The organism is Spirillospora sp. NPDC052269, assembly GCF_040679435.1.
In the GTDB taxonomy this organism is placed as follows: Bacteria; Actinomycetota; Actinomycetes; order Streptosporangiales; family Streptosporangiaceae; genus Spirillospora.
Map to the genome: position 1 here is coordinate 164966 of NZ_JBFAUU010000009.1, position 21298 is coordinate 186263.

At 64.6% G+C, this 21298-nt stretch carries 25 protein-coding genes; 5 read left to right on the top strand and 20 right to left on the bottom strand.

The window, feature by feature from the left end:
• Nucleotides 1-27: 27 nt before the first annotated feature.
• The 3 genes from AB0L06_RS20840 to AB0L06_RS20850 all read left to right on the top strand — a co-directional run bounded on the left by AB0L06_RS20840 (nucleotide 28) and on the right by AB0L06_RS20850 (nucleotide 1151).
• A complete protein-coding gene (locus tag AB0L06_RS20840) occupies nucleotides 28-258 on the top strand; it encodes an ATP-binding protein (protein WP_500232900.1) in 231 nt (76 codons plus the stop codon).
• Nucleotides 259-317: 59 nt separating this feature from the next.
• On the top strand, nucleotides 318-560 hold the full coding sequence (locus AB0L06_RS20845; protein WP_500232692.1) for a helix-turn-helix domain-containing protein: 243 nt from the start codon (nucleotides 318-320) through the stop codon (nucleotides 558-560).
• A 306-nt stretch (nucleotides 561-866) separates the two neighbouring features.
• Nucleotides 867-1151, top strand: coding sequence for a DUF6968 family protein (locus AB0L06_RS20850; protein WP_500232693.1), 285 nt, complete (start codon nucleotides 867-869; stop codon nucleotides 1149-1151).
• A gap of 632 nt (nucleotides 1152-1783) precedes the next feature.
• Here the strand turns inward: AB0L06_RS20850 and AB0L06_RS20855 are convergent.
• The 7 genes from AB0L06_RS20855 to AB0L06_RS20885 form a co-directional block, all read right to left on the bottom strand.
• Nucleotides 1784-2599 carry a GNAT family N-acetyltransferase gene (locus tag AB0L06_RS20855; protein ID WP_500232694.1) on the bottom strand — a complete coding sequence of 272 codons (816 nt, stop codon included), beginning with the start codon at nucleotides 2597-2599 and terminating at the stop codon, nucleotides 1784-1786.
• Nucleotides 2600-2969: 370 nt separating this feature from the next.
• Nucleotides 2970-3473: a hypothetical protein gene (locus AB0L06_RS20860; protein WP_500232695.1), complete on the bottom strand. Its 504-nt coding sequence runs from the start codon at nucleotides 3471-3473 to the stop codon at nucleotides 2970-2972.
• Nucleotides 3474-4026: 553 nt separating this feature from the next.
• Nucleotides 4027-4317, bottom strand: a complete 291-nt coding sequence (locus AB0L06_RS20865) for a hypothetical protein (RefSeq protein WP_500232696.1) — start codon at nucleotides 4315-4317, stop codon at nucleotides 4027-4029.
• Between the two features lie 235 nt (nucleotides 4318-4552).
• Nucleotides 4553-5065, bottom strand: coding sequence for a DUF6879 family protein (locus AB0L06_RS20870; RefSeq protein ID WP_500232697.1), 513 nt, complete (start codon nucleotides 5063-5065; stop codon nucleotides 4553-4555).
• A 231-nt stretch (nucleotides 5066-5296) separates the two neighbouring features.
• Nucleotides 5297-5485 carry a DUF397 domain-containing protein gene (locus AB0L06_RS20875; RefSeq protein ID WP_500232698.1) on the bottom strand — a complete coding sequence of 63 codons (189 nt, stop codon included), beginning with the start codon at nucleotides 5483-5485 and terminating at the stop codon, nucleotides 5297-5299.
• A 23-nt stretch (nucleotides 5486-5508) separates the two neighbouring features.
• Nucleotides 5509-5703, bottom strand: coding sequence for a DUF397 domain-containing protein (locus tag AB0L06_RS20880; protein WP_500232699.1), 195 nt, complete (start codon nucleotides 5701-5703; stop codon nucleotides 5509-5511).
• A complete protein-coding gene (locus tag AB0L06_RS20885) occupies nucleotides 5694-6479 on the bottom strand; it encodes a helix-turn-helix domain-containing protein (protein WP_500232700.1) in 786 nt (261 codons plus the stop codon). Before AB0L06_RS20885 ends, AB0L06_RS20880 begins: the two co-directional genes overlap by 10 nt.
• Nucleotides 6480-6629: 150 nt before the next feature.
• On the opposite strand from AB0L06_RS20885, the gene AB0L06_RS20890 reads away from it, so the two are divergent.
• A complete protein-coding gene (locus tag AB0L06_RS20890; protein ID WP_500232701.1) occupies nucleotides 6630-7058 on the top strand; it encodes an ATP-binding protein in 429 nt (142 codons plus the stop codon).
• Nucleotides 7055-7258, top strand: a complete 204-nt coding sequence (locus AB0L06_RS20895) for a hypothetical protein (RefSeq protein ID WP_500232702.1) — start codon at nucleotides 7055-7057, stop codon at nucleotides 7256-7258. The genes AB0L06_RS20890 and AB0L06_RS20895 overlap by 4 nt, the downstream gene beginning before the upstream one ends.
• Nucleotides 7259-7379: 121 nt before the next feature.
• On the opposite strand, the gene AB0L06_RS20900 is transcribed toward AB0L06_RS20895, so the two are convergent.
• The 13 genes from AB0L06_RS20900 to AB0L06_RS20960 form a co-directional block, all read right to left on the bottom strand.
• Nucleotides 7380-8069: a hypothetical protein gene (locus AB0L06_RS20900; protein WP_500232703.1), complete on the bottom strand. Its 690-nt coding sequence runs from the start codon at nucleotides 8067-8069 to the stop codon at nucleotides 7380-7382.
• 140 nt (nucleotides 8070-8209) lie between these two features.
• Entirely contained in the window at nucleotides 8210-9337 is a 1128-nt protein-coding gene (locus tag AB0L06_RS20905; protein ID WP_500232704.1) for a hypothetical protein, read from the bottom strand.
• 1036 nt (nucleotides 9338-10373) lie between these two features.
• Nucleotides 10374-11126, bottom strand: a complete 753-nt coding sequence (locus AB0L06_RS20910; RefSeq protein WP_500232705.1) for a hypothetical protein — start codon at nucleotides 11124-11126, stop codon at nucleotides 10374-10376.
• Between the two features lie 43 nt (nucleotides 11127-11169).
• Nucleotides 11170-11922 (bottom strand): hypothetical protein, encoded by a 753-nt coding sequence (locus AB0L06_RS20915; protein WP_500232706.1) that lies wholly within the window; start codon nucleotides 11920-11922, stop codon nucleotides 11170-11172.
• 84 nt (nucleotides 11923-12006) lie between these two features.
• The gene (locus tag AB0L06_RS20920) at nucleotides 12007-12801 is read right to left on the bottom strand and encodes a hypothetical protein (protein ID WP_500232707.1); all 795 of its coding nucleotides are present in this window, start codon (nucleotides 12799-12801) and stop codon (nucleotides 12007-12009) included.
• A gap of 197 nt (nucleotides 12802-12998) precedes the next feature.
• Entirely contained in the window at nucleotides 12999-13790 is a 792-nt protein-coding gene (locus AB0L06_RS20925; protein WP_500232708.1) for a hypothetical protein, read from the bottom strand.
• A gap of 189 nt (nucleotides 13791-13979) precedes the next feature.
• The gene (locus tag AB0L06_RS20930; RefSeq protein ID WP_500232709.1) at nucleotides 13980-14780 is read right to left on the bottom strand and encodes a hypothetical protein; all 801 of its coding nucleotides are present in this window, start codon (nucleotides 14778-14780) and stop codon (nucleotides 13980-13982) included.
• Nucleotides 14781-14854: 74 nt separating this feature from the next.
• A complete protein-coding gene (locus tag AB0L06_RS20935; protein WP_500232710.1) occupies nucleotides 14855-16828 on the bottom strand; it encodes a DUF6801 domain-containing protein in 1974 nt (657 codons plus the stop codon).
• A 125-nt stretch (nucleotides 16829-16953) separates the two neighbouring features.
• Nucleotides 16954-17658 (bottom strand): hypothetical protein, encoded by a 705-nt coding sequence (locus AB0L06_RS20940; protein WP_500232711.1) that lies wholly within the window; start codon nucleotides 17656-17658, stop codon nucleotides 16954-16956.
• Between the two features lie 836 nt (nucleotides 17659-18494).
• A complete protein-coding gene (locus tag AB0L06_RS20945; protein WP_500232712.1) occupies nucleotides 18495-19121 on the bottom strand; it encodes a PraA/PraB family alkane oxidation protein activator in 627 nt (208 codons plus the stop codon).
• A gap of 104 nt (nucleotides 19122-19225) precedes the next feature.
• Entirely contained in the window at nucleotides 19226-19873 is a 648-nt protein-coding gene (locus tag AB0L06_RS20950; protein WP_500232713.1) for a hypothetical protein, read from the bottom strand.
• A 69-nt stretch (nucleotides 19874-19942) separates the two neighbouring features.
• On the bottom strand, nucleotides 19943-20500 hold the full coding sequence (locus AB0L06_RS20955) for a hypothetical protein (RefSeq protein WP_500232714.1): 558 nt from the start codon (nucleotides 20498-20500) through the stop codon (nucleotides 19943-19945).
• The gene (locus AB0L06_RS20960) at nucleotides 20500-21279 is read right to left on the bottom strand and encodes an Rv1363c family protein (RefSeq protein ID WP_500232715.1); all 780 of its coding nucleotides are present in this window, start codon (nucleotides 21277-21279) and stop codon (nucleotides 20500-20502) included. The genes AB0L06_RS20955 and AB0L06_RS20960 overlap by 1 nt, the downstream gene beginning before the upstream one ends.
• Between the last annotated feature and the right edge of the window lie 19 nt (nucleotides 21280-21298).

Sequence of the window (21298 nt, forward strand, 5' to 3'; positions counted from 1 at the left end):
GCGGGACTGGGTCCCGGCCTGGGCCGGATCACGATACGGATGGGCCTGAAAGTCCGATTCACCCACACCAACAGCCTGCTGCAGTTCCTGACCAACGGCCGGCACCGCGGCACCCGCGACAAGCGACTGGCCTCCTTCACCAAACCGACCCTGCTCATCCTGGACGGCCCCAGCTACCGCACCAAGCAACGCCCGACCCGCGCGAACGCCGCGACCACGAAATCGGCCAACGACAAGAAGGCCCGGAAAGCGGCGTGACCACGTCGACACCGATACTTCTTCGCCATCCGGTAAGCGGCTGACCGGTGGTCAGCGCAATGCACCGACCACCGAACTACGCGAACGCGTACGAGTCCGGCGAATCGATCCAGGCGTCACTCAAGGCGACCAGCCGGTCCTACGGGTTTACGCACAGCATGCTGATGGAGGCCGGATCACCAGCCGTCCGCAGGTATGCGGCAACAACCCGCCGAATGACAACCAACACCGTCACCTTCAAGATACCTAATACATACCGAGCGTTTCCGGAATGGCACATACGGAAAGGAATAGCCATGTGACGACCGCTCTCACCAGGAGGGGATGATCTGAATGTTCCGAGGCTTTAAGGTTTTACTGGTTGCCTTGATTGCATTCGTCCCCATTAATCATCCGACGGTGGACGCCACTGCGACCGCGACTCGCCAGCAGTGCAGTCGCACGGATTGCGCCGATCAATACGAAAGCGACTCGGCCCGTTGCAGGAAGGTCCCAACAGCCGCAGGACGGGCACGATGCTGGTCCTCCGCTTCGGAGCGCAGAGCGTTCTGCATCAGAACGGGGATACTGGACTCACCCACCCTGCTGACCAGCTAGGACGGTGGACCATGGAACCGATTGCGACACGGAAACTCATCCTTGAGCGGCAAGGTGGGCACGGCGAAGTGCTCGTCCTTCTGGGGCACCCACAGCAGGACGAGCATGGGGACTTCGTATGCCTGCTCGAGATTACCGGCCTAGGCGAAGAGCACCGGTACGCATCCCATGGAGTGGACGGAGTCCAAGCGTTGCAGCTTGCCCTGAAGACGGCGAGTGCCGTTCTCGACACCTTTGCGCAACAAGGAGCAACACTGCGCTGGAATGACGAAACCAATCTCGGCTTCGACTCGTAGTCCCACCCACGCCACGGGTCCGCCTCCTCCACACTTCAGAAGCGGTGGATCTGCTGGAAGACGGCTGCACCGCAGCGATCGATACACCGGTACCACATCCTCAATGCACTCGTCCCCACGGGCACCGTCCGGTGGCCGTCATGCCCACAGCTCTGGACCAGGCCGACCGGCAACAGGCGCCACATCGCCAGCCCATGGCGCGTTCACCACGCCCGGTGAACGCGCCGTTCTGTGTTCGCCCCACGGCCGACCAAGCAACCTTCAAGTCCGGACGATGCCCCCCAGAGCCTGACTCTCTCAACCGAAGCCAGCCAATCCCGAACACATGGCAGGTGGCTCAATTCCGTGATCGTCAGTGGCTCAATAGCAAGATCGCTGACAGCTTGTCCTCCTCGCCCTTCTCATCCGGGCGGCGCCGCGCCGCGTCGGGCACTCTGCGGGGCGGCATTGCTGTGGGGAGCGGCCTCCCGTGGGCGCGCGGGGGCGTGGGGTGGGGCATGGCGGGCGGCGCTGTGCTGGCGGAGCTTCGCGGTGATGGGCGTCGGCGAGGGGCCGAGGGGTGAGGGTTCTGCGGTGGGTGGCGGGAGTGGGAGCTGCGGGGTGTGGGAGGGCGGTGGGCGGGATGGTGGTGGTTAGGGGGTTATGAGGTGTTCGGTGTAGTGGGCGGAGGTTTGGAAGCCGAGGCGGTGGTAGAGGGGTTGGCCGTCCGGTGAGGCTTGTAGGACGGCGGTGTGGTGGCCTTGGGCTCGGGCGGTGGCCATGGTGGCTTGGGTGATGGCTTGGCCGTAGCCGCGGCAGCGGTGAGTGGTCAGGGTGGAGATGTTGTAGATGCCGGCGACTCCCGCGTGCAGGAAGACCTCGGCTGAGCAGACCGGCTGGTCGTTCAGGTAGCCGACCAGGTAGTGGGCTGGGCAGTCGGCGGCGAGGGCCGGTTTCGCGGTCAGGGCGAAGAAGCGCTGGACGGTCGTGGCGGGTGGATCCCAGTTCGCCGCCAGGACGGTGGCGTAGTCGGCGAGGGCATCGGGTGTCGTCACGGGGCGGATGTCGAGTCCGGTGGGGTTCCGCGGTGGCGGGGTCTCGTCCAGGGGTGCCCACATGGCGGCTTCTCGTTCGGATATCTCCAGGCCGGCGGCGGTCAGGCGGGCGGGGAGGTCCTGCGGGGTCGAGGCGGGGCCGACCCACCAGGAGAACGGACGGCCCGTGGCGGACAGCGTCCGGACGGTGTCGGCGATGCGTGCGTCGGTGGTGTCCGGGGTGAAGCGGGCCATGGCGACGATGTTGAAGGTGTCGTCGTCGAGGCCGCTGTCGGCGATCAGGAGGTCGTCCGCGTCGGTGACGGTCATGCCGGGGAGGTGCCGGTGCAGGTGGCAGGCGTGCTCGGCCAGGTTCTGCTCCATCCTGGCCAGCAGATCGGCGTGGTTCGAAGCGGGTGGTCTCGTCTCGCTCATGGCAGTTGATCTCATCACGTGGGGTCGGGGTCGCTTGGTTCAGCGGGTGGCCTGGCTTAGTGGTGGCAGCTGCGGCCACTCGTTGATGGCGGTGACCAGCGGCGTCGCCGCGTAGCGGTGGTGGGTCTGTCGTGGTGGGTCGCGGGAGCGTGGTGGCTCTTGAGGCGGGTGATTCCGCGCTTCGCCGCGTGGCGTTGCTTGTGGGCGTCCCGCTCGGGCTTCGGCGGTCGGCCGTCCCCAAGAGCCGGGCTTTTCGCGGGTGTGGGCCTGGTTGGGCTGTTGCGCTTGGCTGGATGTGCGCACGGCCCGCGTGCTGGGGGCCCGGTGGGTGGGTCCTGTGGCGGTCGCGGGCCAGTTGGTGCGCTGGGTGTTACTGGGTTTCCTGGATCTTGGTGGCGTTGCCGCGGTCGAGGTGGACGACGACGTTGTGGGGGGACTTCTGGACCCACTCGTCGATGCCGTCGAGGCTGCAGTGCATGTTGGGTCCGGAGCTGGTGCCGTCGGGGCAGGTGCCGCTGGCGACGACCAGGACGGTGTCCTGGGTGGTGAAGAAGGCGGTGTCCCCGACGGTGTACTTGCCGGAGGCCAGGTAGCGCAGCGGCCCGGACTTCACCGAGATTGGGCAGGCGCCCTTGCGGATGGGCGACACGTTCGGGTCGCAGGGACGGGCCGAGGGCCCCGAGTCCGACCCGCCGGTGCCTCCGGTGCCGGTGCGGTGGTGGGACGGCGTGCCGGACGGGACGGAGGTGCTGTTGGGAGCGGACGCGGTGGTGGAGGGCTCGGACGCCGTGGCCTTGCCGTTGACGTCGATGTTGCAGGCCGACAGGCTGAGCGCGAGCGCCGCTGCCGCACCGGTGAGCAGGATCTTGCGCATGGGGGGGAGCTCCCAACCTCGGGGGCGCGGTCTGCGTGATCGCGCTGTACGGGGTGAGATGCGAGCGCCCTCCCAGCGGTTGGCGCAACGCGACGTGACCAATCCGACCCGCTTTGCGCCGAACCCACGTCCCGAATCCGGCGTCTGGATGTCACGAGAGCACACAGAAGTTCGCGGGTTCGGCCGTCCTTCTTGAGACGTACGTCCGGACGTCCGCGCCGGGCGCAGCGGGCCCTGTCCCTTGGCTTGAGTGGTGCGCGTATCCGGCGGCGCGATCGTCGCGGTGAGCTGGCTTTCTTTCGGTGATGTGGGCCTGAGGCCGGGGTCGTCCGTGTTGGTTCGGGGCACTCACGCGGCTGGGGTGTTGTCATCCGGCAGCCGGTCGACGTTCGCGGAGGCGGCGCTGTGCGGGGGCGCGGGTGGGTGCTTGCGGGAGGGGGTGGTCGGTGGGTGTCCGGGGTGAGGTCCGCGGTGGTTCGGCGGGTGGTGGGTGACGGGTGGATGTGGTCCGGCCCCGCCGGGGTGGGGTGACGTGGCGGGGCCGGGGCGGGCGTCATGGGGTGACGTTGCGGCAGGTGGGGTCTTGGGGGACGACGGCGATGGAGCCGTAGGGCGCGTCGCCGTGGTAGGCGGTGTAGATGCGGTTGCCGTGGTCGCATTTGGTGGCGGCGTTGCTGAAGCCGTCCGGCATGCGGATGAGGTCGGCGGGGGCGCCGTTGTCGTTGCCGGAGCGCGGGGCGTCCTTGAAGGGCTCGGTGTACTTGGCGCCGCATCCGGACAGGCCGACCAGGACGAGGACGAGCGTGGCGACGGCGGCCGCGATGGTGGCCTTGGGGTGCTTCATGTCGGGTGCGTCCTTTCGAGGGGGCGGGTTCCGGTGCCGGCCGGATCCCGGAGGGCGTGAGGCCCGTCCTGATCTTGGTGATCAACGCACCCCGCGAACGCGTCACACGACTCAACCTGCGGCTCCGGTCCTTTGCGGGATGGGCAGGGAGTCGTGAACGTGGGGCTGGATGGTGGCCGCCCGCGCCTGCGGGCCGGGTGGTGGGAGGTCCGTCGCCGATCTGTGGGGGCGTGGGTCACTCGGCGCGGTACTCCGAGAAGGGGACGGAGTGGGCGAGGGCCAGGCGCTTCAGCTCGATGAACGGGGCCGGGTCGGCGTCGTCCAGGAGTTCGCGGCTGGTCTGCGTGCCGTCGTCGGCGTAGTGCATGAGGACGACGTGGGTGTCGTCGAAGAGCCAGAAGTCCTGTGCTCCGGCGAGCGGGTTCGGGCGGTGGGTGACGTCCAGGATCCGGATGTCCTCCCCCGCTTTGGAGCTGTGCGGGTAGAAGTCGAACTCGAACCGCAGGTACTCCGTCAGCGGGCGAGTGAGGACGTGGACGCGTCCGATGCCGCGACCGGTCCCTCGGAAGTGCCGGACGCGAGCCAACCACGGATCGTCCTCGGGGATGTCCAGGCGGCCCGTCTCACGCCAGACGCGGAACTCCTCATCCTCTTCAGGAACCCCGTAGCGGGAGAGGGTCTCGAGCCGGAAGGCATCGCGTGAGTAGGAGTCGAAGAACTCCCGCCAGCCGTCACCAGCCAAGAACACGATGACCTCCCGCAGCGGACGCTCCGAAGCGTCGATACACCTGCCCCCTCCCCCGCCGAGGCCCGGTTGGACGACGGAAGAGCACCTGACGAAGCCCTTCCGAGCCGAAGACAAACGTAGGGCGGGAGCGAACACGGACGACCCGCGCCGGAGCCTCGGCTCGGGGGCCGTCCCGAACGAGACGGCCCCACAACCTCCACTCACCCGTCATCGCACTGGCAGCAGCAGCCGCTAAGCAGTCTTGATCTGGTTCATCACAGCCCGGAGGCCAGATCGGTCCAGTGTCAACCAAGCCCCAGTGACGTCCTTGCTGTCCCGAATCAACACACCGTCATCCGCGGCAGCAAGCTCCACGCATTGATCACCGTCAGCGTGGCTTCTGGAGGACTTCCGCCATCGAGGCCCACTCGCTTCCATCATGACGATTTGCCCTTCTTCAGAAGCTAAGCCCTCTTGGCTTCCTTGATGCAGCGCACGAGTTCGTGGAACTCACTGCGCTCGGCACACACAACGCCACCATCCGGGTCCTTGCTGTCTCGGATCGCAATGCTCGACGTCATACCTGCAACCTCGACACAGTCATCCCCCTTGTCGCTGCTGTAGGACGACTTGCGCCACTGGCCCTTGTTCACGTCCATCTCTCCTCAAGCACCTTCCTGATGAATGTCCGCGTGTCGGCCACGTTGCGCGCCCGAGCCTGGAGCACGGCGAACGCCTCGTTGACCAGCATCAGCTGCTCGGCCTCCTCCGAGGTCTCGCCACCAAACGCCGAGCCAGCGTAGGCAGCCTCATCGCGATCTTCCTGGGTCGCGATCGAGAACGACCCGCTGACGCCGCGATAGTAAGCGGTTGGGGCCACCTGGAGACAGACCTTCTCCCAGGCTGAAATTTCGAGCAAATGACTGAGCTGACCGTTCATGACTTCCGGTGAACCGACCTCGCGGTACAACACCGACTCGTCGAGGATGAAGCACACCGTGGGAATCGGCTCCCGAGTGAGGATCTCCTGACGCTTCATTCGCGCGAGCACCGAGTCCTCGTCGCGAAGCAGCACGCGCGCGTAGGACTCGACCTGAAGCAGGCCGTCCACCACATCCGCCGAGTACTTCCGCAGGAGCACGGCAGTCGATTCCAGGGATGCAAAGTCCTCGAAGTACTGGGGATACTTCGCACTCCGGACCAGCTCATTCCAGGCCTCGCTGACCTCATCCGGGTGCATGAGAGCGGCACCGAGGCGCTCGGAGAAGTCCTTACGGCATCTGGTGATCCCACGCTCGACCTGGCCGATGTAGCTGCGGGTTACGTTCACCCGCTTGGCCACTTCGGCCTGGCTGAGCCCAGCCTCTTCCCTGTACCTCTGGATCTTCGCGCCGAACCGGCGCAGGTGGGGGTCGATCCGCTTCTTCGTCGCCATGTGAGCTCCCAGATCGGGCCGGAACTACCGGCAATCCGGTTGGTAGTGATGTGCGACTGCCGGAGGAGTCGCGGCCTACCGTACGTCGCTCCGTGGCTGGATGGTGACAGAACGCGAAAATCCCCAGGACAGAGATCCGAGGCCAACGTGATGATCACAAAAGCCGAACTCCGGCCGACTCCGCCGCCGACCGGCGTCGCGGTGCTGGAGGTCAAGTCCGAGCCCGAATCCATCAAGGCCGCTCGCGACTTCGTCGCGGACTGGTTCACCGAGAACGCGTACGACGGCGACCTCGGCTACCTCGCGCGCACGGTGGTGACCGAGCTGGCCACGAACGCACACCGCCACGGCTCCGGGAACGGCGATCCCATCACCACACGTGTTTTCAACACGGACGCGGGCCCCGTCATAGAGGTACTGGACGCAAGCACCGAACTCCCTACCGTCCAGCCCCTCACTCTCGACGGCCTTACGGGACGCGGACTTGCCATGGTGGATCTGATGGTCCCCGCATGGGGATTCGCCCGTCTCCCAGAGGGAGGCAAAGTCGTATGGGCGCTCCTACACGCGCACGCGTGAGCGCTCGCACGCTCCTAACGTCTGTCCTGCGCGACCTCTACCCGCACTGGGACGTCCACGTGGACAGCCGCGGCATCTGGCGCGCCACCGGCACCATCCTCATCAGCGCCTCATCCCCTGAAACCCTCCTGGACGCCCTAACCACCGCCGACCCCGACGCCACCACCAAGGCCACCACCCGCTTCTCAAGCATGGCGTGACCTCAGCATGGTGAGCCAAGTACACATGTGGCTCAGTTCACACTCCAGCCCAGCCTCGGCCTCTTCGACAAGCCATGCCCACAGGCACCGTCCGGGCAGCAGCGTCGCCACCGAGCTCCACTCAGGGGCTCGTGACAGTCATGCTTGGAGAAATCACAAAGGACCCAGTTATTTTCAATGCATCTCCCACGTTGATTAGCGTCTGATCGCAATTCATGTCAATGGATTGCACGACCAAATTTGTCCCTGTGACCTGTACTCTATGGGTAGCATTGACATAAGTGACATCAATTTGCCCTGGACCGCCGCCGGGCGCGCCAAACGTAGTATGGCAGCCATCGTCCCCGACATTTGAGAGCACAACGCCGGTGACTCTTCCACTCGCTCCATCACTATTGGCCGCAACGGCGCTCAATTTCCATGGAAGATTCTGCGCAGTCACTTCCCATGCGATGTCGCCTGGCGCCACGCACCATCCGAATCGATTGGCCGGACTGTCAAATTTGATCGAATTAATGGACACCAGATTGTCCGGCGAAAGTCCCGAACCCGACATAGACGTCGCCGATGCACTTGAATTCGTGCAATTAACAGTCCCGCCAGTTGCAATGTCCGTAGCCGTGATCTTTCCGTAATTTACGGCGGTCACCGGTCCGCCCGGCAGGACGGTCCACGTCCCGGCCACCGCAGCAGCGGTCACAGCAACGACCGCCGTCGCCGCCAGAGAAACCGACGTCAGAGCACTCTTTCCAGCCTTACGCATCTCAACCTCCAGGGTGAGCGACTCTTCTAGTAGAAGAAGCAGGGTCACACTTCCCGAAAATTGCTCTACTATGCGGCCTCTACCCGCACTGGGCTCTTGTCCGGCCTCCATAGCCGAATACCCTGAACAGTCGGACTTGCGGAAAGATGTGGCTGCTAGCCAGGCGGGCTACGCGCAGCCGCATCACGTCAGGGCATGGTGATCTTCTGAGGCGGCGTGAAGACGAACGGGTTGATAGTGAACGAGCCCGTAGACCCCGGGGTGGTGTTCGCCGCCGCTTGGCAGTCGGTACTGCTTCCAAATTGCGGAAGATACTGCCAAACAGATGTTTGCGTCAGAGTGTGCGAGGCGTTGTCATACACTCCCTGGACGCCCAGGGCCGACCCCCCTGCACTACTCACGTACTGAATAGTGCAAGGCTTCCCACCAAGGGTCGTGGAAACCTTCGGCACAAGGCCACTGATGACCATATTGACCGTGCCGTCCTCGTTCGTATCCACAGCGCTCATTCCGAGCTTGCCACTACCGGAGTCGGTCACGCGAACCGGAATCGTCGTACCCGCCGCTGTGAGCTGGCACCCCTTGTACTCGACGGTGCCCGTCTTGCCGAACAGGAATCTCTGCTTCCAGTGCCCTGCCCTCAAGGGCATGTGTATGGTCACGGCATCGCAGGTGACCCCTTCAGTACCAGTAGAGTCCATCATTTGCAGCGCCTTGGACGTCAGGGAAACCTGGCCGCCAGGCGCGACGGACACCGTCGTGGGTTCTTCAGACGATGCACAGACGCTGGGATCGGTGACGACCCTGCACCAGGGGGCGGACTCCAGTTGAACGTAGTTTCCCGGCCCTGAAACGCTCGCCGTGAAGAGCGGGCTGAGATCCTCAGAGGTCCCGCATCCTGTGAAGGCGGGAATGTCGACGCGTCCAGTGAAGGTCGAGCCAAGAGTGAGGACTGTTCGGCCGCTCTGGTCGTTTCCAGTAAAGGAGGAGAGATTGAGCGGCGTCGGTTTCGCGCGACAATTTTCTCCGACCGAGAGAGGGGTGCCGTTTAGGGCGACATCGTGAACACGCACGCCGACGAGAGAACTAATGAATGTCATATCATCGGCCACGCTGGGCAGCGTGGGGTCGGGAGCAATATCAGTTCGAACGTTTCCCGTGACTGGGTATAGATTTCCTGAACTGTCTTTCCCCGGCGGCACCACTTGGTCCATATCGGTCACCGAAAGAGTCGGCATGAAACCAAGGCTGAGCTGGACGGATCGCGAGGGCGCCGGCTTGTTGAGCGCATACCCCCACTGTTCACGGTAGTTCACCGGCTCACCGTCTGGTTGCGTCAGTATTCCGGCGCGAACCGCTCTTCGAAGAAGAGTGAGCGCACCGACAGGAGTCGCACCGGCCAGTTTCCCCACGTTGCTGAATCCGGACGCGCGAATACAGTACGTGATTCCTCGCCCTATCGGGCCGACCGTAAAATCACCTGGCGGCCTTCCCGGCTCCTTGAAGACTCGGTCCAGGGCGGGGTAGCTATTGAATCCGTACTTTGGGTCCTCGCCGGGTGCCGGAAGCACTTCACAGGAAGTATCAGCGCCTGCGGCCGTCGTTGCGGGTGTCGTGGCCCGGCTGCGAGGAGAGGAACCAGGGGAAGTCCCCGGAGTTGATGCCGTCGCCGGCATCTCGACGGTGGCGAGCGGACGATTGTTCGTCGGGGAGCAGGAAACCGTCGTCTGGCCCCCCGCCGTTCCCCCGCTCAAGTTCAGAACCAGTCCGGTCGCACGCAGGGTTACTTGGCCTGTTCCACCGGCCAGAGCCGGAACCGCACCGTTTCCGGTGAGTTCGCCTCCCGTCCCGCTGAGATTGAAGGTCGGCCACGCGGCGTCGACAGAAGTCCCCCCCGCCTGAGCGCTCACGAGGAAGCGAGCGGCCGTGGTCAGAGGAACCTCGGCGCTTCCGGTGTCGCTGCCCTTACCGGCCGGAGTCCCGCGCATGTCGCTGAGATCCTTGGCCGATGCGCGAACGCGGACCGTCATCTGGCCGAAGCTGATCACTCCTGCACCTCGGCGCGGTGCGGTCACCGAGCCAGCGACGTTCACCTTCACAGGCCAGGCTCCGGTCCTTCCATTACACAAGAAGGACAGATCTGCGCCAATATCCGCCTGAGCCGGGCCCATCCCCACCACCAGAGCGGCCCCGGAGGAGGCGACCGTCAGAAATGAAAAGCTGGCTATGCTGGATCTCTTCAACCGCATCAGGAGCCTCGATGTAGGACGGTTCGTCCCGACCAAGATAGACGAACCATAAATTGAATTGGCCCGGCTGCCCCGGCGATCAGGGCAGCCGAACCAAATTGACTTACGAGATCTTCGAGTACTGGACGTACCCCACGTGCAGGGGCAGCACGACCGTGCTGGCTCCCGCAGTGGCAGGTAGTCCGCCAAGCTGGTTGATGAAGGCGTTTCCGTTGTCGCTGCACCCGCTCGCCGTCGCAACCGGGAACGTGTTGTCCACCGCCGTCCCAACGCGAACACCTGGCGCTGCGAGCGTCCATGGAACGCCGCTGATCGGCTGATACGGCGGCGGAGGCGCCGTGGTGCCGGTGATCAGATGCGTGGAGATAGGGTTGCTGTTGGTCCCCACCGTGCAGTTGCCGCCGAGGTCGCCGCCCGTGAACCTGATCTTGAAGCTAAGGTTCAGGTTCAAAGACGGAGTGAACTCGAAGGACCCCGCGTATTCCGGTTGAGCGTAGACGGGCTCGCCATGCCGAGTCGCCACTTGGAATCGCTCGGCACGCAGTGCGCCGAATTTTTGTTGAGTGGAGCCATCCTCGAACGTGGCTCCCTCAAAGGTCAGTTTGAGGGAGCTATCGATGACATGCGTGACGTTCCCGATCGTCACACTCCCGCTGCTGGCGACTGCCTCGAAGCATATGGAGTTGTAGGGATCCGCACCTTCCAGAAGGGGAGGACAGTCCGCAAAGTCGAAGGTGGGGATTCCATCGGCTGGCGCTGCTTCGCGCGCATGGGCCGGGCTCACCGCCATACCCAGACTTGCAGCGGCCACAGCAGTGGCGCAGAAGGCGCGACGTGCAGTCTTGCTGAGTCTCATTGTTCTCCTTGCCGAAGGGTGAACGTGGGCCGAGGTGACTCGCCTAAGGAAGCTTGGAGTACGAGATCGCCCCCATGTACGTCGGCAGGACGATCGAGCTGGCACCCGCCGGAGCGGGCAGGCCGCCCAGCTGATTGAGGAACGCGTTGCCGCTGTCGCCGCACCCGCTCGCCGCCGGGACGGGGAACGTGTTGTCCACTACCGTCCCCTGGTGCACCCCGGGCGCGGCCACCGTCCATGGGACACCGGTGATCGGCTGGTACGGAGACGGGGGCGTGGTGGTTCCGGTGATCAGGTGCGCGGAGATGGGATTGCCGTCCGTCCCGACCGTGCAGTTACTTCCGAGGCCGCCGCCTGTGAACCTGATCTTGAAGTTGAGATTCAGGCCCAGGGTCGGAGTCAGATCAGAGGCACCCGCAGATTCGACTCGAGCGTAGACAGGCTCGCCATTCCGAGTTGACACCTGGAAGGGCTCGGTACGCAGCCCGCCAAAGATGTTGCTGCCATATCCCGAATCGTCGAACCAGGGGCTCCCGAAGGTGGCCTTGAACGGGCTGTTGATGAGGTGGGTGACGTTTCCGATCGTCACACTCTCGCTGCTGGCGATCGCTTCAAAGCAGAACGAGCTCAGGGCATCCGCTCCCGCGGGGAGCGCCGGACAGTCCGCGTAGTCGAAGGTGGGGATCCCGGTCGGCGCGGCCTGACGGGCCTGAGCAGGCGCCGCCGCCAGGCCCAGCGCGGCAGCGGCCACAGCGGTGGCGCAGAACGCACGACGTGCAGACTTGCTGGTTCTCATCTGCTCTCCTCGCGGGGTGTGGGTGGATGAGTCGTGCCCTTCGCTGCGGGTGGCGGCGGGCACGACCCTGGTGCCGGCTTTGCGCTAAGGGAGTGCGGTGTAGAGCTTCTGGCCGATGTACTCGTTGAAGACCATCTGGTTCTTGCCCGCCGCGGACGGGACACCCGCCTGGGCGTCGACGATCGCGTTCACGAGCCCGATGTCCAAGGCGCAGCCGTCGGCACCGGGGACGGAGAACGTGTTGTCCACGTGGGTCGCCGAACGGATCACGAATGGCGTCCTCTGGACGATCGTCGCGGGCTTACCGGTAATGGGCGCGGTACCCGCGGGCGGGTTGGTCGTGCCTGTGGTCAGGTCCAACAGGATCGGGTTGCCGGTGTCACCGATCACGCAGGTACCGCCGAGGAACGGATTAGTGAGGCGGATCCGCATGCCGAGCGTGATGTGGTAGTCCGGCCCGGTCGGCTGATCGAAGACGCCCGCGTACTCCGGCTTGGCATAGACCGCCGTGACGATCGGGTCACCGAAGATGCCGGGCTGGACGAGCATCTTGTCGGCCTGCATTTTGCCGAAGATCGGGGTGTACAGCTGAGTGTCGGGGTTCAGTGCGCTCGCGAACGTCAGCTTGATGGGCGAGGTGATCTGCTGGTTGAACTTCCCGAGTTGGAACGTCCCGCTCGTGACGATCGTCTCGAGGCAGATCGACCCCTCCTTCACGTACGGGGCGGGCAAGGTCGGGCAGTCCGCGAAGTCGAACGTCGGTATCGGATCGTCCGCATGCGCGGCCGTCCCCGCCAACAGACCCGCGGTCGTTGCGAGAGCGGCAACACCTGCCGCCACCCACCGTCTGCCACGACCTGCGGACACGAGCATCTGCATGGCCATCTCCTTCTTCCTCCCAGCCCGCCAGCGGGCTGGAGTCGGTTGAGAAACAGCCCCCGATGGCATCGTCAGTTCCTTGGTCTCCTCTGGATGACCGACCTCGTCCCCGCATCGGGGTGAGGAGGTGGAGCGGACCGTGCCAACACGAATGTGGTGGTCGCACGGACACGGCCCGGGACTACGGGACTACGGGACTACGGGAGAGCGGTGTAGAGCTTCTGCCCGATGTACTCGTTGAAGACCATCTGGTTCTTGCCCGCCGCCGACGGAACACCGGCCTGAAGGTTGACGAGCCAATTTGCCGCACCGAGGAGCCCGCAGCCGCTGGCGCCCGGCACCGCGAAGGTGTTGTCCACGTGGGTCGCCGAACGGATCACGAACGGCGTCCTCTGGACGATCGTCGCGGTCTTACCCGTGATGGGCGTCGTACCGGCCGGAGGATTCGTGGTCCCCGTGGTCAGGTCGAGCGTGATCGGATTACCCGTGTCACCGATCAGGCAGGAGCTACCAAGGAACGGGTTGCTCAGACGGATCCGCATGCCGAGCGTGATGTGGTAGTCCGGCCCGGTCGGCTGGTCGAAGACGCCCGCGTACTCCGGCTGGGCGTAGACCGCACTGATGATCGGATCACCGAAGATGCCGGGCTGGACCAGCATCTTGTCAGCCTGCATCTTGCCGAAGATCGGCGTGTACAGCTGCGTGTCCGGGTTCAACGCGCTCGCGAACGTCAACTTGATCGGCGAGGTGATCTGCTGGTTGAACTTCCCGAGCTGGAACGTCCCGCTCGTGACGATCGACTCCAGACAGATCGACCCCTCCTTCGTGTACGGCGCCGGCAACGTCGGGCAGTCCGCGAAGTCGAACGTCGGAATCGGGTCATCCGCATGCGCGACCGTCCCCGACATGACACCCGTGACCGTCGCGAGAGCGGCGACACCCGCCGCTACCCGCTGCCTACCACGCCCTGCGAAGGTGAACTTCTGCATGGCCATTCCCTTCTGCCTGCCGGCCCGTCGCCAGGCCGGAGTCGATGGAGAAACAGCCCCCGATACATGCTGTCGGTCCCGGGTTTCCTGCCGGGTGACCGGCTCGATCCCCAGGCCGGGTAGGGAGGTGGAGCGGGCCGTGTCCGCGCAGGGGTGGTGGTCGCACGGACACGGCCCGGGTCAACGGGACTACGGGAGAGCGGTGTAGAGCTTCTGCCCGATGTACTCGTTGAAGACCATCTGGTTCTTGCCCGCCGCCGACGGAACACCGGCCTGAAGGTTGACGAGCGCGTCGACCAGGCCGACGCCGAGGCCGCACCCGCTGGCGCCCGGCACCGCGAAGGTGTTGTCCACGTGGGTCGCCGAACGGATCACGAACGGCGTCCTCTGGACGATCGTCGCGGTCTTACCCGTGATGGGCGTCGTACCGGCCGGAGGATTCGTGGTCCCCGTGGTCAGGTCGAGCGTGATCGGGTGACTGCTGCTACCGATCAGGCAGGAGCTACCAAGGAACGGGTTGCTCAGACGGATCCGCATGCCGAGCGTGATGTGGTAGTCCGGCCCGGACGGCTGGTCGAAGACGCCCGCGTACTCCGGCTGGGCGTAGACCGCCGTCACAATCGGGTCGCCGAAGATGCCGGGCTGGACCAGCATCTTGCTCGCCTGCATTTTGCCGAAGATCGGCGTGTACAGCTGCGTGTCCGGGTTCAACGCGCTCGCGAACGTCAACTTGATCGGCGAGGTGATCTGCTGGTTGAACTTCCCGAGCTGGAACGTCCCGCTCGTGACGATCGACTCCAGACAGATCGACCCCTCCTTCGTGTACGGCGCCGGCAACGTCGGGCAGTCCGCGAAGTCGAACGTCGGAATCGGGTCATCCGCATGCGCGGCCGTCCCCGACAACAGACCCGCAGTCGTCGCAAGAGCGGCGACACCCGCCGCCATCCCGCGCCCCGTCCACTTGGTGAACGACCTATTGCGCATGGCCATGCCTTTCTCCTCTGTCGGACCACGATTTGGACCGAAATCGATGGGGAGCGATGCCCCGACGACGGCAGGCGGCGTCAAGGGGAGGTGATCTTCTGGTGCGGGCTGTACGAGAAGTTGTTGTCACCAAAATCCCAGGCCGCCGTCGGCTGCAAATCTGGATCCGGATCGCTGCACTGAGCGTTCACCCCGACGGCGATGCCATTGCCCGGACCAATGGCGAGCCGATTCTTGTCGGCATCGAGGGTCACGGAGTTCAGCATGGCCGGGATATCCGCCGAATGGTCGTAAGACAAGCCATTCAGGGAGAAGTCGCAACCGTCGGAGCTGGCCACCTCAAGCTTGAATCCGTTCATCGCCATGGCCCACTGTCCCGGGGAGCCTTGACCGGAGCTCATGTGCAGCGACCACGGAAACCCCGCACCGTGAACTGTGACCGGAACTCCACCATTAGCCCTGACGCACTTCTTGAACTGAGCGCCATTAACGGTGGCGATTCTATATATAGACAGGTAGTGCCCGCGCTTGAAATTGATCTTCAAGCTCGCAGAATCGCATCGGATTGAGTTACCACCCGAGGCGGTCAGCATGAATGGACTTACGGTCGCCTCTACCGTTCTACCAGGGAGAACCGTGTATGTGGTGGGCTCTTCCTCATCCGTACAACCCTCAGGAACATCTGGACTCGCAATACACCAGAAGCCAGATTCGACCTTCAAATAATTGTTGGTCCCAGCACTTGTCGCGTCCACCAGGGGCGTCAGGTCCTCCCCGACCCCGCAGCCAGTGAAGCCAGGAACGTACACGCTCCCCGTGTAGGTGCCACCCAAATTAGGGCTCAGTTTGCCAACACTGTCGTTTCCCAAATCTGCAGTAATATTCAGCGGCAGTGCGCCGGTGTGACAGTTCTCTCCGAGGCCCAACCTGGTGCCATTTACAGATATTCCGCCGACACGGAGATCCACGAATGAGCGCGCAAATGCGCGACTCTCGAAAGAAGTGGGGCTTGTGATGTCAGGCGCCACATCCGCAAACAAGTTCGCCATATCGCTGGAAGCTCCAGGGGGGGCCACCTGCTTGGTGAGTACCGTTGCCGTGGTCGGCATAAAGCCAAACCCCAGGGCCGTCCCTGTTGACGGGGTCGTGGCAGTGCTTCCGTAGTTCCTGCTCCGCAAATAATTATGGAGCACGTCAATTTGATTCTGGGCACTCACACGGAACCTGATTTGCGCACCGACCGGAATAGCCGCCTTCAGCTTCCCGAGATTTCCGAATCCCGCGGCCTTTCCGCACTCGGGCGTGCCAGGGCGTTCCGGCCTCAATATACTCAGGCTCATTCCGGGTGGTATCGGGGGTTCTGCCAGCCGCGGATCCCGATTGATTCCTCCGCCCTGAGTCGAGTCGGGAGGGATGATGCAGTCAGCCTTCGAATCATCATCGGCCGGCTGACTCGCCAGCGGAGAATTCTTAGGCAAGGCAGAGGGGGAGGTCCCACCCTTCAAAGCCAGATTTCCGAGGGCGGCCCCGCCCTTGGGAGTACAGGTCAGCGTGCTGGTGGACGCCTTCTGCCCGACCGACAGCCGGAGCACCATCTGCCCGGCTTTCCAAGAGACCTGCCCCGCCTGATCCGTCAGGAGCGCGGGAACAGCACCGGCCCCCCGTAGAACAACCTGATCCGCCTGGTCGGAGTCCGACGTCAAAGAGAAGGCGGGCCATCCCGCGTTGACCGACGTCTGCCCCTGATTGACGTTCACGAGGATCGAGGCGACACCATTCAACGAAGGCGCAGGAGCCGACCCCGTTGAGTCCGGAACTCCGGCCGCCGCCAGCTCGCTGCGGAGGCTCCCCGGCACCTTCAGCGTCACACCGACATCGCCGATGCGCACCGGCGTATTGGTCTTGCCTGCCGCGGGCACTTTGGCCTTGATCCCAAGGACCACCTGGTAGGTGGCTTTAGGTGTCGCGCACAGGTAGGTCACCTGCGCCCCGATATCGGCGGACGCGACTCGGACAGCGGCCAGCACGCCTGCGCTGGCCAGCAATGCGGTCACGGTTGCGCCGCGCACTACTCTGCGGGGGCTCGCGAGCATGAAAATCCTTCTGGATCAGGTAGTGGGGCGGGCCGCCACAGGAGTCCCCATGGCGGCCCGGTCATCGGCCTACGCCGTTACAGACGTCAGTTGTGGGCGTTGAGGGTCAGGGGGCCCGTCGCCGGGGACACAGCGGTGACCACGAAGGTGCCGTTGAGCGAGATGGAGTCGCCGGCGTTGATCAGAGTGGGGTCGCAGTTGAGGTCCACCGACTGGACGGTCAGGTTGGAGGTGCTGCCGGTGCCGCCGGTGGTCAGGGAGTGGGTGGTGTTGTTGTAGCTGCCCGTGACGCTGCCGCCGGTACCGCCGGGGCCCGAGACCGTCGCGTGGCAGTTGTCGCTGCCGACGATGCTCGCCTTGATCCCGTTCAGCTTGCCAGCGGTCACCCCAGCAGCGGTCACTGCCGTCGCGTCGAGAGTCCAGGGCGTGGTGAGGTCCGGGTTGACCTGCACCGTGATGCCGGCAGGGCCGGAGCACCAGCCGTTCTTGTTGGCCGGGCTGGTGAGAGAGAGGGTCGTGACGGACGCGATCCCGGTGGTGGGCGTGATGTTCGTCCCGAGCTTGGTGGTGCCGGACGCCGCCCCGCTGCTGCAGGTGATCGCTGCGGTAGTGGTGTTGTCCTTGGCCGTGACGCTGGAGCTGGTGGCGGTGATGCCCCAGCTGGATCCGCTGGCTCCGGTGGCCGAGATGTCGACGTACATGGGGTTGGCGGAGGCGGGGATGGCGGTGAGGCCGAGCGCGGAGATCGCGACCGCGCTGGCAAGAATGCTGTTGCGAGTGAGCTTGCGCATGCCGGTTCTTGTTCCCTTCAGTGGGGTGTTCTGCGAGTTCTCGTAGGGACAGGGACGGCGTGTGCTTCGGGGCATCTCCTCTGCCTTGTCGAAAATGGACGGGTCCTTCTCGGTGGCGGTTGAATCTCTACTGCTCCGCCAGGGGCCGGACTCTCCCTCTCCCGCCCGCTTGCATGGTCTGACCATAAGCGGGGGTCTCGGCGGATTCAATAGGGGATTTGGAACTTTTTTCGGCTTATCACCAGGTGATAAAACGCGCGCACGCAAAACTCACCTGGAGTGAGTTTTGGATCTAGCGTTTTTATCACCAAGTGATGATCCTTGTGACACCAGAGGCCGTGGGGGCCGATGGTGGTGGATTTCCCTGCGCCAGCCGAGTGGGCCGATCGAGGCGAACATCGCGGCTGGTCGGCTCGTTCCGTTCTCACCGGTGCGACGCCCCGTTGGTCCGCGGGGATCGCGGGACGCTCCTCTTGTTGCTGGTCAGGGACTCGACGTCCACGTCCGCGACGGTCACCGCCTAGAACTGGTCGGGTGAGGACTGAGCGTCCAACCCCGACGATCGCCTCACCTGGCCGAGCGTTGTCGGCGAGTTCGGCGATCTGCGCCAGGGCGCGCTCCTTCAAGGCGTCCGCCTCGCTCGCCACCCATAGCGCAGCCACTCCGGGACCCACCGTGAGCTTTCTCGAAGGAGTGACCATTTGCGCACGGCCAGTGCCGAGAATTCCGCTCATTTTCTTCATCAGTTACCAGGTGACGTCGAACCCTGACCCGCAGCAGTTTTCATCTACCGAAATCCCTTCGGCCGACGTTCTTCTTCGGCTCAGTGAGTTCGGTCAGGGCATGTTGAGGACGAGAGGCGGGCTGATCTTGTACGTGGCGTTAAGCGAGAAGCGGTCGCCCACGTTGAACAGCGTGGGGTCGCAGTAGGCGTCCGTCGTCTGGACGATCAGGGGGGAAGTGGTGCCGACGCCACCGAAGGTCAGGGCCGCCGTGCTGCTGTTGTACGTACCGTAGATGGTGACGCCGGTGCCGCCGGGCCCCGAGATGGTCGCGTGGCAGTTGTCGCTGCCGACGATGCTCATCCTCACGCCGCTCCACGCAACGGAGGGGAGACTCGTCGTGTTCATGGCCCAGGGAAATCCGGAAGCGGTGACCTGCACCACGATGCCGGGACCGGAGCACCAGCCGCTCGGGATGGCCGGGCTGCTGAACGACAACGAGTTGATCTGACCAAGGGGGCCCGGCGGGTCCTGTGCGGTTCCCATTCCCGTCGAGCTGGTACAGGAGATGCTGGCGCCGGTCCAAGTGTCCCTCAGGACGACGTTGCCGGAGTTCGTGAGCGTGATCGGGTGGGTGGTGGCCGGACTCTGCCCGGTCGCGTGGGCGGGGGCGGTGGTGAGGGCGATGACCGAGCTGGCTGTGACGACGCCGAGCATGCCCTTGCGTACCGACTGCTTCATGAACTGGTCTCCCTTCGACCGGGCGATCGCGACAGGCGGATGCGTGCCGCTCTGCGCTGAGGCCCTCGTTCAGCCTCCGAAGGTGTCGATGGCGCTGAGTCCGGTCAGGGGTAGGTGATGACGACGGACGGGTTGATCTTGTAGGTGCCGTTCAGCGAGATGGGGTCGCCGACGCTGATCGAAGTGGGGTCGCAGTTGATGTCCGCCGTGGCGACGGTCAGGTTCGAGGTGCTGCCGGTGCCGCCGAAGGACAGGGTCCCGGCGCCGTTGGTGTACTTGCCGCTGATGGTGCCGCCGGCTCCGCCGGGGCCCGTGATGGTCGTGTGGCAGTTGTCGTCGCCGACGATGGTCAGCTTCACGCCGGTCAGTGTGCCGGGCGTCACCCCGGAGACGGTCGGGCTGGTAGCGCTGAAGGACCAGGGCAGTCCGGCTGCTGTGACCTGCATTGGGGTGAAGGGCGTAGAGCACTTACTACCTGCGGTGCCTTGGTTGAACTGCAACGTGTTGATCTGGAAGACCGGGTTCGGCTGAGGGGTGCCGACCTGTGCGGTCCCCGTTCCCGTCGAGGCGGTGCAGACGATCGCCCAACCGGTCGAACCGTCCTTCACACTGATGCTGCCGGAGTTCGTGAGCGTGATGGCTTGGGTGGTGGCCGGGCTCTGCCCGGTCGCGTTGGCGGGAGCGGTGCTGAGGGCAAGGACCGAGCTGGCGGCGATGGCGCCGACCAGGCCCTTGCGAACCGAGTGCTTCATGACTGGTCTCCCTTCGACCGGGCGGTCACGGCGAGCGAGTGCTTGCCGCTATGTGCTGAGGCCGCTCGTTCAGCCTCCGAAGGTGTCGATGGCGCTGAGCTTCCAGGTCCCGCCGACGCGGATCGCGGTCACCGCGAACACGGCCGCCGAGTAGCTGGTCTGGTTCTTGTCCGTGCGGGTGTTGCGCTGGTCGGCGAAGATCAGCAGGCGGGCCTTGTCGTCCGTGAGGGACTTGACCGCGGTGCCCGTGACGGTGGTCGTCAGGATCTGCTTCTGCGCCGGGGCCTGCTGCCGGACGGTCGCGAACATGGCGTCGTACTGCCGGACGGCATCCCCTGTGAGCAGCTTCTTCGCAGCCTGCTCGGTCTTGGCGGTGTCGGCGTAGTTGTACGAGAACACCGTGTTCAGGGCGCTGGTGACCTCGCCCTTCACCTCGCTCGTGCGGGCGTTGTCGGTGAGTGCGTGGTTCTCCGCCGCGGCGTTGCCGGTCAGGGCGTTCGCCTTGTTCGCGCTCCAGGCGGCCGTGGTCCCGAAGGCGATGGTGAGGACGCCCAGGAGGGCGACGACGCGCGTCCGGGCGGTCCCGGGAACGCGCTTCTTCTTGGTCTCAGGCTTCTTCTTGGTCATCAGTTACCAGACGAGGTCGCGGCCTGACCGAGAGCGGAGAGCCTCCACCCGTCGGATGTCTTGGTCAGCTGTCCAGCGAGCCGCCGAATGCTGGTCGACGACTTCCCATCGGGCGTCGTCACCGTCACGCGGAGCGCGACCATGACGCCAGCCTTCCCGGCGTCGGAGTCCAGCTCGGTGATCCCGGATTCGAGGATCTTGGCGGTGCTGACCGTCTTCGCCTTCGTGACCGAGTCGGCGAGCTGCTGGCGTCCCTGGACGATCTGGTTGTACAGATCGGCGGTGGTCGAGTCCTGCCAGAGGGACAGGCCCTGGTCGACCTTCGTGTAATCGAGCGTGTTCAGGTTGACGACCTCCTGCTCGGCAGAGCGGAGCACGTCGTCACGCATGCGGGCCTGATTGATGCCCTTGTCGGTCGAGGCCGAGTGATAGCTCCAGCCGAACCACGCGGCGCCGAGCCCGGCGACTACCGTGACCGCGATCGCGATGAGGATCAGTGGATCGCGGCGCCAGCTCCGCTTCGCCTCCGGCTCGTCGGCCTTCGGCTCATCCGCCTCGGCTTCGGTTTCAGTCCCGGCGTCGGCATCGGCCTCCGCGGACTCGGATTCGGACTCGGGCGCCTCGGCCTCCGCGTCCTCCTCCGGTTCAGGCGGGGGCTTCTTGGTGACGTCCCTCGTCCTGACCTTGGACTTCGGCTTCGGTGTCGGCTTCTGGTCCGCTTCCTCCTCGGCCGACGCGGCGGTCTCCGCCTTGTCCTTGAGTTCTTCCTTGGTGTCCACCTGAAATCCACCCCTTCCT

Coding starts and splice junctions, on each gene's coding strand:
- AB0L06_RS20955 (WP_500232714.1), bottom strand. CDS start 20,500: ATGACCAAGAAGAAGCCTGAGACCAAGAAGAAGCGCGTTCCCGGGACC.
- AB0L06_RS20910 (WP_500232705.1), bottom strand. CDS start 11,126: ATGAGACTCAGCAAGACTGCACGTCGCGCCTTCTGCGCCACTGCTGTG.
- AB0L06_RS20865 (WP_500232696.1), bottom strand. CDS start 4,317: ATGAAGCACCCCAAGGCCACCATCGCGGCCGCCGTCGCCACGCTCGTC.
- AB0L06_RS20860 (WP_500232695.1), bottom strand. CDS start 3,473: ATGCGCAAGATCCTGCTCACCGGTGCGGCAGCGGCGCTCGCGCTCAGC.
- AB0L06_RS20950 (WP_500232713.1), bottom strand. CDS start 19,873: ATGAAGCACTCGGTTCGCAAGGGCCTGGTCGGCGCCATCGCCGCCAGC.
- AB0L06_RS20845 (WP_500232692.1), top strand. CDS start 318: ATGCACCGACCACCGAACTACGCGAACGCGTACGAGTCCGGCGAATCG.
- AB0L06_RS20880 (WP_500232699.1), bottom strand. CDS start 5,703: ATGGACGTGAACAAGGGCCAGTGGCGCAAGTCGTCCTACAGCAGCGAC.
- AB0L06_RS20930 (WP_500232709.1), bottom strand. CDS start 14,780: ATGGCCATGCGCAATAGGTCGTTCACCAAGTGGACGGGGCGCGGGATG.
- AB0L06_RS20920 (WP_500232707.1), bottom strand. CDS start 12,801: ATGCAGATGCTCGTGTCCGCAGGTCGTGGCAGACGGTGGGTGGCGGCA.
- AB0L06_RS20850 (WP_500232693.1), top strand. CDS start 867: ATGGAACCGATTGCGACACGGAAACTCATCCTTGAGCGGCAAGGTGGG.
- AB0L06_RS20940 (WP_500232711.1), bottom strand. CDS start 17,658: ATGCGCAAGCTCACTCGCAACAGCATTCTTGCCAGCGCGGTCGCGATC.
- AB0L06_RS20925 (WP_500232708.1), bottom strand. CDS start 13,790: ATGCAGAAGTTCACCTTCGCAGGGCGTGGTAGGCAGCGGGTAGCGGCG.
- AB0L06_RS20945 (WP_500232712.1), bottom strand. CDS start 19,121: ATGAAGCAGTCGGTACGCAAGGGCATGCTCGGCGTCGTCACAGCCAGC.
- AB0L06_RS20885 (WP_500232700.1), bottom strand. CDS start 6,479: ATGGCGACGAAGAAGCGGATCGACCCCCACCTGCGCCGGTTCGGCGCG.
- AB0L06_RS20855 (WP_500232694.1), bottom strand. CDS start 2,599: ATGAGCGAGACGAGACCACCCGCTTCGAACCACGCCGATCTGCTGGCC.
- AB0L06_RS20890 (WP_500232701.1), top strand. CDS start 6,630: ATGATCACAAAAGCCGAACTCCGGCCGACTCCGCCGCCGACCGGCGTC.
- AB0L06_RS20915 (WP_500232706.1), bottom strand. CDS start 11,922: ATGAGAACCAGCAAGTCTGCACGTCGTGCGTTCTGCGCCACCGCTGTG.
- AB0L06_RS20875 (WP_500232698.1), bottom strand. CDS start 5,485: ATGATGGAAGCGAGTGGGCCTCGATGGCGGAAGTCCTCCAGAAGCCAC.